This window comes from Dehalobacter sp., from assembly GCA_023667845.1.
In the GTDB taxonomy this organism is placed as follows: domain Bacteria; phylum Bacillota; class Desulfitobacteriia; order Desulfitobacteriales; family Syntrophobotulaceae; genus Dehalobacter.
The window spans coordinates 1-16,520 of sequence record JAMPIU010000154.1 but is presented as its reverse complement, the minus strand read 5'-3'; the positions used below and the strand labels follow the sequence as shown (position 1 = coordinate 16,520).

Annotated in this window: 15 protein-coding genes; all 15 read right to left on the bottom strand. The window is 44.4% G+C overall.

Annotated features, from left to right (window positions below; genetic code table 11):
* On the bottom strand, nt 1–640 hold a 640-nt coding region (locus NC238_13935; protein ID MCM1567006.1), incomplete at its 3' end, for a CoA-binding protein.
* Between the two features lie 225 nt (nt 641–865).
* On the bottom strand, nt 866–1,888 hold the full coding sequence (locus tag NC238_13930) for a hypothetical protein (protein ID MCM1567005.1): 1,023 nt from the start codon (nt 1,886–1,888) through the stop codon (nt 866–868).
* A gap of 57 nt (nt 1,889–1,945) precedes the next feature.
* Nucleotides 1,946–3,022, bottom strand: coding sequence for a hypothetical protein (locus tag NC238_13925; protein ID MCM1567004.1), 1,077 nt, complete (start codon nt 3,020–3,022; stop codon nt 1,946–1,948).
* A 358-nt stretch (nt 3,023–3,380) separates the two neighbouring features.
* Complete coding sequence (locus NC238_13920) at nt 3,381–4,379, bottom strand: electron transfer flavoprotein subunit alpha/FixB family protein (protein MCM1567003.1); 999 nt, start codon at nt 4,377–4,379, stop codon at nt 3,381–3,383.
* A gap of 14 nt (nt 4,380–4,393) precedes the next feature.
* A complete protein-coding gene (locus tag NC238_13915) occupies nt 4,394–5,197 on the bottom strand; it encodes an electron transfer flavoprotein subunit beta/FixA family protein (GenBank protein MCM1567002.1) in 804 nt (267 codons plus the stop codon).
* 110 nt (nt 5,198–5,307) lie between these two features.
* The gene (locus tag NC238_13910; GenBank protein ID MCM1567001.1) at nt 5,308–6,279 is read right to left on the bottom strand and encodes an FAD binding domain-containing protein; all 972 of its coding nucleotides are present in this window, start codon (nt 6,277–6,279) and stop codon (nt 5,308–5,310) included.
* Complete coding sequence (locus NC238_13905) at nt 6,276–8,768, bottom strand: molybdopterin-dependent oxidoreductase (protein ID MCM1567000.1); 2,493 nt, start codon at nt 8,766–8,768, stop codon at nt 6,276–6,278. The genes NC238_13910 and NC238_13905 overlap by 4 nt, the downstream gene beginning before the upstream one ends.
* 3 nt (nt 8,769–8,771) lie before the next feature.
* Entirely contained in the window at nt 8,772–9,269 is a 498-nt protein-coding gene (locus NC238_13900) for a (2Fe-2S)-binding protein (GenBank protein MCM1566999.1), read from the bottom strand.
* A 219-nt stretch (nt 9,270–9,488) separates the two neighbouring features.
* The gene (locus NC238_13895; protein ID MCM1566998.1) at nt 9,489–10,658 is read right to left on the bottom strand and encodes a UxaA family hydrolase; all 1,170 of its coding nucleotides are present in this window, start codon (nt 10,656–10,658) and stop codon (nt 9,489–9,491) included.
* Between the two features lie 107 nt (nt 10,659–10,765).
* Nucleotides 10,766–11,050, bottom strand: a complete 285-nt coding sequence (locus tag NC238_13890) for a UxaA family hydrolase (GenBank protein MCM1566997.1) — start codon at nt 11,048–11,050, stop codon at nt 10,766–10,768.
* Between the two features lie 296 nt (nt 11,051–11,346).
* A complete protein-coding gene (locus NC238_13885) occupies nt 11,347–13,044 on the bottom strand; it encodes a sigma 54-interacting transcriptional regulator (GenBank protein ID MCM1566996.1) in 1,698 nt (565 codons plus the stop codon).
* A 350-nt stretch (nt 13,045–13,394) separates the two neighbouring features.
* Entirely contained in the window at nt 13,395–13,784 is a 390-nt protein-coding gene (locus NC238_13880; GenBank protein MCM1566995.1) for an iron-sulfur cluster assembly scaffold protein, read from the bottom strand.
* Nucleotides 13,785–14,060: 276 nt separating this feature from the next.
* A complete protein-coding gene (locus tag NC238_13875; GenBank protein ID MCM1566994.1) occupies nt 14,061–14,318 on the bottom strand; it encodes a hypothetical protein in 258 nt (85 codons plus the stop codon).
* Between the two features lie 29 nt (nt 14,319–14,347).
* Nucleotides 14,348–15,460, bottom strand: a complete 1,113-nt coding sequence (gene hisC / locus NC238_13870; GenBank protein ID MCM1566993.1) for a histidinol-phosphate transaminase — start codon at nt 15,458–15,460, stop codon at nt 14,348–14,350.
* Nucleotides 15,461–15,478: 18 nt separating this feature from the next.
* Nucleotides 15,479–16,468 carry an alcohol dehydrogenase catalytic domain-containing protein gene (locus NC238_13865; protein ID MCM1566992.1) on the bottom strand — a complete coding sequence of 330 codons (990 nt, stop codon included), beginning with the start codon at nt 16,466–16,468 and terminating at the stop codon, nt 15,479–15,481.
* Between the last annotated feature and the right edge of the window lie 52 nt (nt 16,469–16,520).

Sequence of the window (16,520 nt, the reverse complement as noted above, 5' to 3'; positions counted from 1 at the left end):
CTTTTAAAAATTCAGGACCGTATGCCACGTCTTCAATATAACAAATAATAACTTTTGTATTGGGGTCCTCCGCCGCTTCAGATATACAGTCCACTTCATTTAAATCAGCCTTGTTTCCCATGCTGAAAATTTTACTATACCCTATCCCGGCCGACAGGCTCCAGTCCAAAACCGCCGCCAGCATGGCCCCGCTCTGGGAGATGAAGGCAATTCCCCCTTTAGCGGGAAATCCTTTAAGAAAAGTGGCATTGATCGGAGTATAAGTATCAATAAAACCAACACAGTTGGGACCCAGCAGGCGCATGTTGTACTGGCGGCAAATGGATATAAATTTCTTTTCCAGCTCGGCTCCCTCTCGTCCGGTTTCCTTAAAACCAGCTGTCAGTACAACCAGGTTTTTCACACCTTTCTGGCCGCATTCTACCGCTATATCCAGTACTCTGCCGGACGGCACTGCAAATACCGCCGTCTCCACTTCCCCCGGAATTTCTTTTACAGCCGAAAAACAGGCTAATCCCAGTATCTCTTTTTCTTTTGGATGGACAGGATAAACTTTCCCTTTGTACCCGCTTTCAATAAGGTTATTGACCAGGACATAGCCTATTTTCCCGGGTGTTTTGGATGCCCCAACCACTGCCACTGATTTTGGCGCTGAAAAATTACTTGTTGCAAACAGATTGTATCGCCCCTTACCATCTATAAATAATTTATTGAATTCTCAAAAAATACCCTGTTAGAAAAATGCCATCATTAAATATCAGCTGCTTTAGCCAATATTCAATGATGGTCTAAAAAAGGAGAGGAGAATATGAGGGGTTTTGCATGAGACTTTTGTTATAAAAAGACATAAGGTTTAAAACATCATTTAAGCTGTTTTCTCGGCACAAACATCATCTATACATTTGCCATGCTGAGAATACCTTATAATACTGTAAATGACAGCCAGGGCCAGTATCCCGGCGGCTATATATTCAATTTCGTAAACGCCTTTTGGAATAATTGTCATTAAAACAAACGAGACTAATGCAATCGCCGTTGCCGGAGGGTCGACATGGGTGTCGCCGTAACAATAGAATGTTCTTGCAAAAAAATCACCTGCGAAAGCAGCTGCCAGCGCCGCTGCAAAGCCCCACCAAATGCTGCCGCCGCTGGCGACAACCCCGTAAGAAGCACATATGGTTATATGGTGCGTTACAGGTATCTCCGAGCCAAAGAACATCATAATCAGTGATACAGCGGATATACAGAATCCTACAAACGCGGCGACTGGAACAGTTTCAGGATTTTGCAGCATCAAATACGTTAAATAAGCTGAAACGCCACCGGCAGTAATTCCAATTAAAGTCTTTTCACATGGAAGAGTTGCATATGGCAGCCATACATTGGGGCAGTTAAGACAATACCTGCCGCCGATTTTCTTAATATCTTCCGGTACCGCACCGAATATCTCTCCAATTCCCGTTGTTCCAAATGCGACTTTTGCTATAATTGCCAGGATGAAAACAGTTAATGCGACAGTGTCAATGCCGATTGGCAATAAAGCAATACCTGTATTTAATGCATAGCCCATCATGCCGAAAATGCCGCCCACAATTAATACGATTGGTTGTTTCAACCCGGATAATGATTTCAAGATATCTTTTCCCGATTCAATATATCCCATTTTTCTTGCAAAAGCCGCTGCGGCCACACCACCTGCAAACGCTATATGCGGCCCGAAATAGGTGCCGAAAGCGACTTCCCCCAGAAAGTTAAAGCTCGCGCCCGAAGCTGCCATCGCTATACCTATCAATCCTGTAATCCCAGTGAAGATAAAAGCTCCCAGAGCGCCTATTGATGCGCCAAAAGCGCCTCCACAAAAAGCTATCATTAAAGCTAATAAATCCATTATATTTCCTCCTTGTAAACAACTTCATATGCAGTTTTGACATAATGATAAAACATGCTAAATTGCATCAATAATTGACCCCAGTCTTGAGTTTTCGAAACCAACCTCTATGAGGCTGATTTCTTTTTCAAGCTCATCACGCAAGTATGGCGGCTTGTTTTCCCTGGACACCACAAAGCTGCCGACTGCTGGATTTAAGATCGTATAGCAATAACTGATATTTTCCAATCTTTCTCTCAACAAGTTCTTATCAACATTGATTCCGTCTATACAATCGACAATAATATCCGGCCTGCAGATTTTTTCCGCATCTGCTATCATGGAGATATCTTCCGCATTATCATCAATATAGACTAACAAATCCGGCTTTAAGGTGATTAAACCGTATTCTTCTACAAGTGACTCAATAGAATACCATTCTCTTTTTTCACTATAACTATTGGAGGGCCACAAGGAACTGCAAAACGCTGTTCTAATAGCAACATATTTATCCAGCCTGGCGGAGTGAATTATGGCATCCGGTACTAAGAGCGATTGCCTGCGTCCAACCTCAAAAGAAAATTGTCTTGATTCAACAGGCAATGGAACTGATTCTTTATTTGCGACTGAACTTTTTATTACCTGTTTTGAGCCTAGTTTTCCAAGAGGCACATGATAAATCTTGTCTGGCTCAAATTGCTTCAATAAAGAAAGCACTGTCCATTTTTCGTAACCTTCTTGATATAGTTGTTTAAAGGATGAGTTTACATTAACCGACGTCTCTAAAATAAATCTTTGCAAATCTATTTTGCCGCTGAGCAAATCAAACAATGGGTCGAATGTTTCCCGTCTCAATTGCTCCAATGGCTTATGAAGGAATCTTTTAATATCGCTCGGCATGAGGATATCCTCTAAATCAAGGAGTTCCATCAATTCCTGTTCAACATTCACATAAGCTGCGCTCAAGAGGTCAGACTCATTAATTAAATCAGCAAATTCTTCAGCGACATAGGTATCTCTAACCTTATCGAACATGGAATAAAATTCTGGCTGTTTTGCCCTTGGTATGTCTATAAGGTTATCTTGAATATCGATATCCGGTTGTTCCTCTACATAATTTTTCAGTTTTTCGTATATGTCCTTCCATTTTTGCATGGCTTCACAGCACCTCGTATAATCTGTATTAGAACCACGAACAAGCCTGAAATGCCATATAATGCGTAGTCCGGGAAACGGTTATCAGGTAACTGGTACCGAGACTACAAATCATTAAAATTTGAGGGCATCGGCCACGATAACATCCTGAAAGTGTACTTTTGTTGTTTTTACAAACTAATATTGTTACAATATACTTGTGGTTTTTTACTATTGTACTGGTGTAGTATTGCTTTTCCAGGAGGAATACTGCGACCGGTACTCTTTTTTGGCCTCTGAAAACCTGACATCCGCATTAGAAGCTTTTTCAACCCGTCCATAAACTACTGAGATGCGCTTATGTCATGTATTCTGCATGCTACACTGGCTTTAATTCTTCTATCAGAGAAGGAAGAATTTCACTTAAGTCGGCCTGGATGCCCAGGTCGCACACATCAAATATTGGAGCTTTGGGGTCTTTATTAATGGCTATAATGTACTTTGATTTAAGAAAGCCACAGGTATAATGAGCCGCTCCACTGGCGCCGATGCTTATGAACAGTTTGGGGCTTACAGTCTTGCCGCTGGAACCTATCAAGTTGTCTTCCGATATCCACTGAGCATCGCGAGCGGGCCTTGTCCCTCCTACAGCTGCGTTTAAAATTTCCGCCAATTTCTTTACAAGTTTAACCTCTTCATTTGATTTTATTCCTTTCCCGCCAGAAACTACAATCGCGGCGCCTTCTACCGGCATAGCAGATGGTTGTTTCTCCACCATTTCTATTGTTTGAATTCTAAGGTCTTCTTCTGTCGCTTTATAATCTACTTCTACAATTACTCCCTGCCTGGATTCATCTTTATCAGGTTTTTCAGCCGCTCCTGAACTTAAAGTAGCCATCCAGGGTCTTTTTTCGTCCCAGGTAATCTTGACTATCATACCCCCGCTAAAACCGGGAATACTCGCAACAAGCTGAAGTTTGCCGTCAATGTTATCAATGCTCAAGTCGCTGCAATGAGCTGTCAGGCCTGTTCTCACCCTGGCGGCTATGGCAGGGGCCAGATCCATACCTGTAATGTTGGCGCCAAATAACATGATACCCGGTTTATATTGGGTAATAAGTTCGCTTATTATCCTGGTATAGGCATTGCTCTGGTAATACTTGAGTTGCGGGTCCGAAACCATATAAACCGCTTCTGCCCCGTAGCTTACCAATTCTTTGGCCAGGTCGCCAACACTATCACCAATCAACACTGCTGACAGCTTTCCACTTGTAACTTTAGATAATTCCAGGCCCTTTCCCAGCGTTTGGAGGGAAACATCCATTAATTTTCCATTTCTTTGTTCGGCCCATACCCAGATTTCGTTATTCGTATTCACCATGATCTCCTTTCTTATAAAATATTTGCCTGGTTCAACTTTTCTACCACTTTTTTGGCCAGCTCTTGCGGTGAACCACTCAACATTTCTTTTTGCCGGTCTATTTCCTGCTTAAATGTTCCTACTACTTTTGTGGGTGAACCATTATTGCCGATATAATCAACATTGATCTCCATATCAGCCGCGCTTAAAGTTGAGAAATCCTTATCTCCTGCATTCATTAAACCCTCAGCAGTAATATCCCGGACTTCATTAATTTCTTTAACCACCGCAATTAAAGCAGGAAGCTTGACTTTTACTTTTAAATAACCGCCATATTCAATGTTTTGTTTGGCAACTATGGTAGTCTCATCAATAAATTCAGCCTCACTTACACAGGTCACATGGGGAATATTCAATATTTCGGCAAGTTGCGGCGCTACTTGTCCGGTTGCCCCATCTTCAGTCTGGTTCCCACAGATAATAATATCGGGATTCCCCATTTTGCGCATGTATTCCGCCAGTGTATAGGCGGTGGCCAGGGTGTCGGCTCCTGCAAATGCCCTGTCAGATAATAAAACTGCTTCATCCGCTCCTAACGCCAGGGCCCATTCCAGAACTTCCGTTGCTTGAGGAGGCCCCATAGTTACAACAGTTAATTTACCTGAGTACTTATCTTTAATTCTCAAACCCTCTTCTAATGCGTTTTCGTCCAGGGGGTTTAATATGGCCGGGATCTTGTCTCTTTGAATACTGCCTGTTACAGGATCCAGGGTGATCTGAGAAAAATATTCAGGATCACTTATTTGTTTTATACAAACAGCTATTTTTAAAGCCATAATTAATTCCTTTCAGTTTTATTTTTATATCCCTATAAACATCAACTTTCGTCACTGAGTATTGTAGAGCTTGGAGAGCTTTTACTCCCCAAGCTCTACACCTAAAAATACTATTTACAGGCTAACAGAGTCTTTTTGATCAATGTCTTGGAAATTTCAATCTTGTATTCGTTCTTCGACAGTGGCTTTGCATCCTGTAAAGCCAGGTCAGCCGCGGCATCAACCGTTGCTTCATCCAGGGTCTTACCTTCAAGATATTCTTCAGCTTTTTTTACCGCATAAGGATTGGCAAATACAGCGTTTAGACATACTTTGGCTTTCTTGATCGTATTACCCTCGCATTCAACCAGCGACGCGCAGTTTACAATTGGAAAATCTATTGACTTTCTAATCGCAAATTTCTCAAATTTACTCTTTGCGTTTGCTGAAGGCCTAGGAACTTGTATTTCGACTACTATCTCGTCGTCATCCAATACTGAAAACTTCTTCGGGTCTTCGGCCTGGTAAAAGTCTGCCATTTCAATGACTCTTTTTGAAGTTTTCACTTTGGCCTCCAATGCGATCAGGGCCGGGGCAGTGTCGCTCGGATTGACCGCCAGGCAATCCTTGACGTTTCCAAATATGGAATGGTACCTGTTTTCTCCCTCTTCAGCATAACAATCTTCTCCGCCTTTTCTGATACACTTGAACCTGTTGTTTGGCGAGCGATAATACCAGCAGCGGCAGAACTGGCATATGTTTCCGCCGATAGTGCCCATTTCTCTGATATGCGGAGAAGCCGTACGCCGGGCTGCTTCGGCCAGCGCGGTATACTTACTGATAATCAGCGTATTATGAGCAATATCCTCGAGCAAAGCCATCGGGCCGAGCTTCAACATGTTGTCTTCTTCCCTGATATAATCCATGTCAGGTATTGTTTTAATGTTGATGAGTGCCTCCGGCCTTTCGGCAAAGACTTCATCCTTAAACAAACCGACTATATCAGTGCCGCCAGCGATGACTTTCGCTTTGCCTTCAAACTCTTTTAACAGGGATACTGCTTCATCTACCGTACGTGCATCGTAGTGTTTAAATCTTTTCACTTCAGACCACCCCGCTTTGCTTTTGCTTTACTAATTGCTTTAAGGACCTTGTCCGGAGTCATTGGGTGATCATCAACCCATTCACCGATGGCGTTGTAAATAGCGGCTCCAATCACACCCGGGACTACAGTGGCGATACATTCGCCGATACCGTTCAACCCGTATGGCCCGTATCCCATTCCTGTTTCAAGGAGAAGGTTCACTGTAGTATCAACATCCCGCATTGTGAACACCTTATAATCGATAAGGTTTGCATTTAGTTTTACGCCTGTCTTGGGATCGTAAATCATTTCCTCTCCCAGGGCCCTGCCGGCTCCCATATAGTCCCCGCCGTACTGCTGGCCTTCACATGTCTCAGGGCTTATGGCCTTACCGACGTCGTTTATGTTAACAATTTTCTTAACTTCGACTCCGCCGGTGCCGGGATCGACTTCCACCTCGCAAAAATACGCCTGCCTGGTTAAACGGTGTCTTCCTTTTTCAGTGCCATACCTGCCCTGGCGGTGCCAATTCCAGGCAAAGAGGGGCGCCCTGGTGCCGCCCTGGTTCAGGGTGGCCCGCTTGACGACTTCTGCTACCGGAACATTTATGCTGGGGTCGGCCTTCAGGTAAACCACACTGTCATTAACGTCCAGGTCGTCCGGATAATTGTCCGGGAATGCAGGGGGATACGTTATATCAATTAATTTAATAGGAGTTGTGGCATATTCAAGAAGTTTTTGTTTCGCCTCCCTGGCGGCATTACGGGTACAGTAAGCATCTACGGCCAGGTTGCAAGAACCGTCCGGAGTCATCATCTGGAAGCCCACTTCCTCGAAGAACCTGAAATTGACGTCTTCAAGTTTAAGCCCCATCTCTTCGGCAACAATCTGGCAGTGGGTGGTCATTGCATTCAACCCGTCGTCTGATTTTTGGGACAGGATATCTACTGTTCCATCGCAGTGCATAATTACACCGGCACATGCGGTCCCGCGCGTGTCGTCCCACTCGTGGGTCCAGGTAAAGCCCATCCCGTGCAGTTTGCCGTTGGGCAGTACCTTTGTGCCCGGCTCATGCCATTTCTTATCCCAGTCGATAGCTTTTCTCCCTAGTTCTATTGCTTCCCCGAGGCTGTCTCTATCGGGAAAACCATGCTGTCTCTTAAACTTGGAGAGGTATTCCATGTCATGCCCCTCAACCCCGTCATTCTTTAAAGCGACAAGGGTCGGATCCATCCCCAGTTCAACAGCTACGTGATCAAATACCATGCTCAGACAAAGAGCGTTATGGTTTTGCTCACACCTGAACCAGTAAGCAGGCGCGACATTTATATTTGTTTCCAGATAATTAAGCAGTAAATTGGGTATCCTGGTATTCTCTTCAAGGTGATCTATGCCGTACTGCCCCATTTTGCCGCAGATATTATCTATTTTTACTGCTGTGATTGTCCCGTCGTTTTTAAATCCCACTTTAAAAGTGGTATGGCAGTCTGCGTCCTGGGACAAATTGTAGAAATTATCTCTTCTGTTATAGAATGTCTTAACAGGCCTGTTAGTTCTCTTGGATAATAAACCGCTAATAATATGGACCCCGTGGGTATGGTGCATCATGGGGTTACCGCCACCGCCAAACTGAGAGCCCTGGTAGGGGACATGGAGTTTAATCCTGTTCAGCGGAATACCCATTTTCATGCCAAAAATAATTTTCCCATCATATGCTTGCTGTTGGTGTGCCCATATTTCTACGTTATCGCCTCTCCAGAGGACTACGTCGCTCATTGGTTCCGCATCAGCAACTGTATATGGGCGCCTTCTTCCCTCAAACTTAATTACCTTGTCAGCCTCTTTAAAGCCTTTTTCTACATCACCATGCTCAATCTTTAATTTCCTGATGATGTTGTTCTTGCTGTTTATTTCAGCAGCAACTAAAGGCGCACCAGGTTTTAATGCATCCAATGGATTCAGGATCATCGGCAGCTCTTCCCACTCAATATCAATCAGGCTCAGAGCTTCTTCAGCCAGTTCAGGAGTATCAGCAGCCACAGCCGCCCCAACCGGGTGTCCTTCCCACCAGGCCACACCGTCCAGTACACGTCCTGCCCCTTGCTTCCACTGTTCCAGAGTTACCGCCAACTCTTCTTTACCATGGTAAAAAGCCTGTCCATCAGACGGAAGGTGGCCGGCATTAAATTTGGTCTCCAGGCCGAAAAGCGGCTTGTCTGCCAGTTCAGGGTCGTCATACCGGAGTACGGCCCTCACGCCGGGCAGCGCTTCGGCTTTTTCCGTGCTCATTGATTTAATTCTGGCATGAGCGTAAGGAGACGGCAGGATCCGGCAATACAACATCCCGGGAAGCTGTACGTCTCTGGTATATTCCGCCCTTCCACCGGCTTTTTCCTTGCCGCACATACGGGATACGCCGCGCTTACCAATTAATGAGAACTCGTCCTGGCAATACCTGTCGTGCACTAATGGCTCGATTTCCATTATTCCTAATTTCTTCTTATCCATAGGTTATTTTTTCCCTCCTTCCAGTTTTTTAGCTGCCTCCAAAACAGCCCCGATATGAGCCGGGTAAGTGCCGCACCGGCATATATTACCCTCAAGAGCGTCTTTAATGTTTTCCACATTCGGATTGGAGTTTCTGTCCAGCAATGCTTTGGCAGTCATCACAAACCCGGGAGTACAATAACCGCATTGCATGGCGTGGTTATTGGCGTACGCCTCAACCAACGGGTTTCCTGTAACCTCAAGGTTTTCAACCGTCTCTATTTCTTGTCCTTCGCATTCAATAGCCAGTTTCATACAGGATAGGATGGGTCTCCCGTCCGCTATGACGGTACAGGATCCGCAGGCTCCCTTGTCACACATTTCTTTTGTCCCAGTTAACCCTAATTTGTCATGGATAACCTCCCGCAAGGTCCAATGCGGCTTAATCACCATGTTATATTCCTGGTTATTAATTTTCATGGTGATTTTCTTGTCTCCGCCATCATCTTGTTTTTGCATCATTCTTTTGTTGCTCCTTTCATTTTAAGTTGCTATTTTCTTGGCAAATTACTCTTTTGCTACCACCTTCCTTTAGGAAACATACTGCTCAATCATTAGGTAATAAATCCTCTTTAAAATAACCGTTTTAACTACCTCCTTTATGATATTCTTTAAGGTTTTCGTAAAACTATTTACTTTGAAAGAGAATCAAGTGTAAAACTAACCACGCACTTAAATTACTTAGATTACTGGCCCTGTAACATAAATATTTATGAATTTATTGTATTTATTGATTTCCGCCTTGGTCAGCTTCCCGTTACACACTTCATTGAAATAACTAAGCAGTTTATTGCTGTCAGCATCGAAAACAGATTCTATATCATCAACATCATCATTTATAGTAAAGCCCACATCAATAAGTTCATTCAGCTTTTCATATGTCCTTGGGTTTGCCGTCACCTTTATTACAGGGCATATCGGGTAACCCTGCGGCGCGCCTCTGCCTGTGGTAAATATGATGATTTGAGCTCCCGCGGCAGCCAGGCCGGTAAGCAGTTCCGGTTCTCTTCCGGGGCTGTCGACCACGGTCAGTTTTCCTTCTCTTACCTGCTCACCATACTCAATAAAATCATCTATAATTTTTGAACCTGATTTTATAATCGCACCCAGGCTTTTTTCTTCGATAGTTGTGAGGCCGCCCTTGATATTGCCGGGGGTAGGCTGGCCCTCACGCATGTCTTCTCCCACGCTTTTTGCCCTGTTCTCAATGTTGATAATCGAGTTAATGATTTTGTCCTTTATCTCCGGGTTTTTTATCCTACTGACAATATGGTTTTCAGCGCCAATCATTTCAGTTACTTCGCCAAAAACAACCCTGCCGCCGCAGCCTATTATTTTGTCTACTGCCATCCCTACAATAGGATTTGTAAGCAGGCCTGAAAGCGTGTCCGAAGAACCGCATTTTATGCCAACCACCAGGTCTGATATAGAGGCCGGCTTTTTCTCCTGCTTTTTCAAATCTTCCGCCATTAAATCAGCCAATTCAACGCCTTTTGCAACAGCCTTTGATATGCCCCCGATTTCCTGGACAATTACCTTTTCAACCGGTTTGCCGGCTTGTCTGATTCTTTTCTCCACCTCTTCCACATTTACGCCTTCACATCCAAGACTTACCAGCAGCACAGCACCCACATTGGGATTAATGCCGAGACCGGCCAGAGTGGAAGTAACCCTCTTTAAATCTACCGGCATCTGGCAGCAACCCTGGGGATGTAAAACAGGTACAGAATCCTTTACTTTATTGGAAATTGCTTCTGCCACTTCATTTGCGCAAATTACTGTGGATATAATCGCAAGGTAATTCCTGATACCAACCGTTCCGTTTTTTCTCTGGTACCCATAAAAATTCATGACTGTCCTCCTGCTATAACAACTGTATTAGCGACTAAAGTATAATTTTGCGTTGACCTATCAGCTTTATCACAAGGGGGAGATGCGCTTAAACTCAAATAAAGTGTTTATTGATCCCCCCTGCCTCTCAAGCTTTCGACATTGTGCACATGCACATAGTCTCCGGCATCAATAAAGGAAGTGCTTACTCCTATTACCTCACCGTATTTGATGACGGGTGTATTTTCAGGGACCCTGCAAAGTGCAAATTTGTGTCCAAAAGGTATATTTGACTTGACTACGATACCTTGCCCGGTTTTAAATCCGACAATAACCGGTCTTGAGCCTTCGCTGATATCACATAAAGCCGTTGCCACGTTGTCATTTTCATTCATTACAATTGCCTTGATCAATTCATCACCCCCTCAAACGCTGAACTTTTATTGTTATCTTTATATAAAGCAATTTTCATGCCAGAGCTGAATAGCCTAAATTATCTGACATTTCCCACAAATGCAACTTGTAAATTTCTCATAATGAGACATCTTCGACGGTTTATAGGCATAAAACCAGTATCAAATTGAGAAAAATGTTTCACAATGATACTGGTTTTATTTTTCATACAGCTTGCAGTTGAAAATTTAAAGGCGCAATTATTTCCGGTCCATCGCCGGTATATTGCATTTCTACCCGGCTCCAGGGAACACGGTTACCTTAAGTTGTACTTTTTCAGCTTTCTATATAATGTAGCCCTGCTGATTCCCAGTTTTTCTTCGATTTTCTTCCTCCCTTTTTCCGAGAGTCCATACGTCCCAATACAGGTCCTTAAAGCATTGTATTCAAAGTCTTTAATGGTGTCGATTTGATATAGATTGGAAGACAAACTGCTGCTTTCGTCAGTTATATAAGCTGGTAAGTCCTCAGGAGAAATATAAGTATTGTTGGATATTGAAAATGCATATTCCATTGCATTTTTCAGTTCCCTTATGTTACCGGGCCACGAGTATTTAATGAGGCAGTCACAGGCTTCAGGAGTAAGTTCAATTACTCTTCCTCCCTTATTTATACTAAAGCCTTTCACAAAGTAATTGGCCAAAGGGATTATATCTTCTTTCCTTTCGCGTAGCGGGGGAATGCTGATCTTAATTACGTTGAGTCTGTAAAACAAGTCCTTTCTGAAAAGACCCTTGCTCAGCATATCTTCCAGGTTTTTATTTGTTGCGGCTATGATACGGACATCTATATTGACTTCCTTATTTGAACCAACAGGTATGATGGTTTTCGTCTCCAATACTCTTAACAGTTTTGCCTGCATAGAAATCGGCATCTCTTCTATTTCATCCAAAAAAAGTGTGCCTTTGTCAGCGGCCTGAAATTTTCCTATTTTGCCGCCTTTTTTAGCTCCTGTAAATGCTCCGTCCGCGTATCCGAAAAATTCACTTTCCCATAATGTCTCCGGTATCGCGGCACAGTTAACACTAATAAAATCTCCTTGTGACCTATTACTTTCATAGTGTATTCCGTCAGCGAAAACTTCTTTACCGGTGCCGCTTTCTCCCTCCAATAGAATTGTGGAATTCGAGAAGGCTACCTTCTTTGCGATATCAATAGCTTTCTTAATATTTGGGCTATAAAACACCTGGTTATCAAAATAACTTGCGTTTTTTGAGTTTGCAGTTTCTACAAAAACAATTTTTAAGTCCAACCCCTTGTCTATAGTCCTGGGGAATATACTAAAATACCTTGTTTCGCCGGAAACATCGATACTTAACTGAAAATTCTTGTCACTTGCTTTTACACTGCTAAGGTTCAAATTTTTTTGAAAACTATCAATGTTATCAGGTTCACTTATTCCAAATAAATTTTTTAAACTATCGTTGATATATATTATATTATCGTTTTTTGTAACCATTATATTTTTATCTATTAAGTTAATAAGGCTTTGAATAGATTTTTTACAGTCGATTGCATCTTTGTCATTCAGTGCCTGTCCTTCTTTTTCAATCTGCTTGCTGAAAAAGTCCACTAAATGTAAATATAAAGAAGTATTGTTTATTAACTCCTTTTTATAATGGTCCTTTGCGGCAGTAAATAATAATGACATTATATTATGTTTTTTAACTTTGAAAGGAACAGCAAGATGGACCAGCCCTGAACAATTATGCAGGTATTCGCAACTGCTGCAAATTTTATCTTCATGAGGCTTTACCAGCAAATATTTAACCCTGCTTTGAAATATTCTATTGTAAAGCGACTTTTCTATGACTTTTTCATTTATTAAGCCTGAATATCTGCCGGTACCAATTATCCGCACCAAATTAGAGTTAACTACACATACGTCCATTTCTGTTATTGATGACAATTCGATAATCTTTTGGGAAAATATCTTTAAATTTTCACGCTGCAACTATCGCACCTCTTCCCAACCGCTTTTCGAAGCTCCACCCTTATATCATTTTGAAAATTATAAGTATCAAAATGAGAATCAAGGGCCATACTAATCCTGGCTCTTAGTGAAATTTATAATTTCCCTTCAAGTTTTTTCACGTCTTAGTTTTTTGGGATCATCCTCCGGATATTTAGAAACAGCACCCTCTGCCCGGTTCTAAGAATTTTTTTTTGCATGGGTTGGGGGTTTAACTGTTATAAATCAGTAAGATATTCTGTAAATCCTCTAAGTTATCAACTAGCAAGTTTTCTGCCAAGGAATAACAAGGTGCTGTCGATGTAACCCGCAAACCGGGTACAGGGCAGCTATTAATTATTCCTCTCCTTTCTATAATAATAGTCTTCAATAGCGCTTCTCAGTGCTTTTACACCAAGATTTGAACAGTGCTTCTTGTTGTCGGGAAGGCCCCCTAATTCGTCTGAAATATCTTCTTCCGTTATTGTCATCGCTGCCTCTATAGTTTTGCCTTTGGCGAGTTCAGTTGTCATACTGCCCGATGCTATTGCGGCGGCACATCCGAATATGAGATAACTAATATTTTGAATAACCTCGTCTGCAACTTTGATATATATGGTCAGGAAATCTCCGCAGGCAGGGTCGCCAACCATCCCTACTCCATCTGCATCGTCCATTCTTCCTATATTTCTGGGATACTTGAAATGTTCCATAGTTGTATCGGTATACATCTGATTAGACATACAGTCCACTCCTTAAAAAAATTTTTGATAATAAGCAGCATGAAGTGGCGCCAGGAATAAGAAACAGCAAAGATTTTCTATGGGAGCAACGGGAAAAAAGGAGATGCGGCAGGAAAACGCTTCTGACCAATATGGCTGCCTGACATTGCACTTAAGGCGGCGCATTTTAAGAATCCCCCTGGGAGAATGAGGTATTCTCTGTTTATTATGGTCATTAGCTCATTATTATTATAGTTTTGTTTTAGGAATTTTTCAATAACAATTCTCTTCCATTACTTACCTGTAACCTCCTCTCCGCTCATCCCATGGACAACCGTCCCGCTCGAGCACGCCAAATGCCCGACAAATCCGGCTGCCGCACACCGTCCGGGTAATTGTGGCAGAGCGCAAAAAATCCACGGGCGTACCCATGGATCTGAATGAAAAAATATGCGGTAATATCTCTGTGAAACAGCAAGGCGCCACCGGGTGCCGGTTACGCTCCCGATATGGCGCCTGGCGCCGGTCAGCGGCAGGGTTTATTGCGGTTGTCACTACCTGCATACCTGAACATGATGTAAGATTTACATGAAGAGTTTCAAAACAGCTTCCAGCTGTTCAAGGAAAAACTGGTTCTCATCAGGAGTGCCTATAGTAACCCGGGCAAAGGCAGGATACCCCCAGGCGTTTCCCGGGCGGACAATTACTCCTCTTTTTAAAAGTTCAGGGAAAAGATATTTCATCTCCACGCCCAGGTCGGCAAATATAAAATTTGCCTCAGTCGGCACATAAAATATGCCAAGTTTCTTCAGTCCCTCGCAAATGATCTCTTTGCCCTTCTGGTGAACATCCTTGACCTGGCATATATAATTATCGTCCGCCAGCGCCTCCAGGGCGCCGGCCTGGACAACCCGGTTGGCAGCAAAGGGCTCTCTTATTTTTTCCATCTGGGCGACGTAGCCGGGACTGGCCATTCCGTAGCCCAGGCGCAGTCCGGCCAGCCCGAATATTTTAGAAAAAGTCCGAAGAATTATAACATTTTTGCTTTTTCTCAGGTACTCGATGCTGTCCGGATAGCGGGAGTCGTCCACATACTCGTTATAAGCCTCGTCCATCACCACCAGCACCCCTGGCGGCAAAGAGCCAATCAGTTTTTCCAGGTCCTCTTTGTACACGATAGTCCCGGTGGGATTGTTGGGACTGCAGATAAAAATCATTTTTGTTTTGGAACCGACAGCGTTATAAATATCTTCCGTGCTGATACAAAAATCTTTCAGGGGCACTTCCACCGGTATGCCGCCGGCCACGACAGCGCTGGTGCGGTAAGCCGCGAAAGTGGGCGAAGGTATGATCACCTCGTCCCCGCTGTTAACGAATGTGTTCACCACCAGCGGGATTAAATTGTCCACACCGTTGCCGAATATGAAATAACCGGGAGCCAGTGAATGCTTAAGGGCCAGAGCTTCTCTCAGTTCGTAGCACCCACCGTCCGGGTACAGGTTTGTTTCCTCCAGAACATTTTTCATTCTCGCCACGGCTTTAGGAGAAGGGCCTATGGGGTTTTCATTGGAGGCCAATCTCACGATTCGCCCCGTCAGGCCCAGTTCACGCCTGACTTCTTCCACCGGCTTGCCCGGAATATACGGGGTCAGTTCCGCCAGGCCATTTCTGAAAAAATTTATGTCTTCCCGGCACATTTTCAAATCACCTTTCTGCTACGGGGCAAGCAAAATTTTGCACGCCTTTTTATTCTCTGAAGTTAGAAGGTCAAATGCGGCGGCGGCGGATTCCAAAGGAAGCACGTGGGTAACAACGTGATCGACATCCGGCGCGCCTTCAGCCAGGAGTCTGATCGCTTTTTGCAGGTCACCGGTTTCATAGGCGTCCACTCCGGCAAGATCAAGCTCCTTAACAACAATATCGTTTGGATCTATTACTGCTTTTTCTTCGTACAGGCCGGCCATTACCAGCCTGCCCCGCGGCCTGAGCCACCCCAGCGCGCCGGCCAGGGTTGTCTCATGCCCCACAGCCTCGACCACCACGTCAGGCGGGTCATCCGTACCTGCCGGAAATGCGTCCAGGGCGGCGGCTCCCAGCCTGGCGGCCAGCTCAAGCCTGTCCGGTGAAATATCTATCACGGTGATCCTTTTTACCGACATGGCCTTTGCCGCGATTACAGTAAGGAGGCCAATGGGTCCGGCGCCAACGACGCCAAGGTGTTCCGCTCCTGTAAACCGGCCCCGTCCGGCGATGTGCAGCGCCACCGCCAGGGGTTCCACCAGGGCGGCCTGCCGCAGTCCTATCTTTGCCGGTAATTTCAAAAGTTTTTTTGCGTCCAAAACCAGGTATTGTGCAAAACAGCCCGGCGCTACCTCACCGATAAAGCCCAGTCCGGGACACAGGTTATAGGAGCCTTCCCCGCACCACCGGCAGGCGCCGCAGGGAACACGCGGGTCACCCACCACAGGGTCGCCGGGACTCACTTCGGTTACGCCTTCGCCGATCTGTTCCACCACGCCTGAAAACTCATGTCCCATGGTTTCCGGGATGGAGGTAACAAACATGCCCTTTCTGAATATATGCAGGTCGGACCCGCAGACGCCGGCATAGGCGACCCTGACCAGGGCCTGCCCCGGACCGCACTCCGGCTTCGGTACATTTTCAACGCGGACCTGCCCGATCCCGTAATAGCGGGCTGCAAGCATAAGCAGTCACCTCCGAAAAGCTAAAGATAATATGTTGCATAATAAAAGGCGG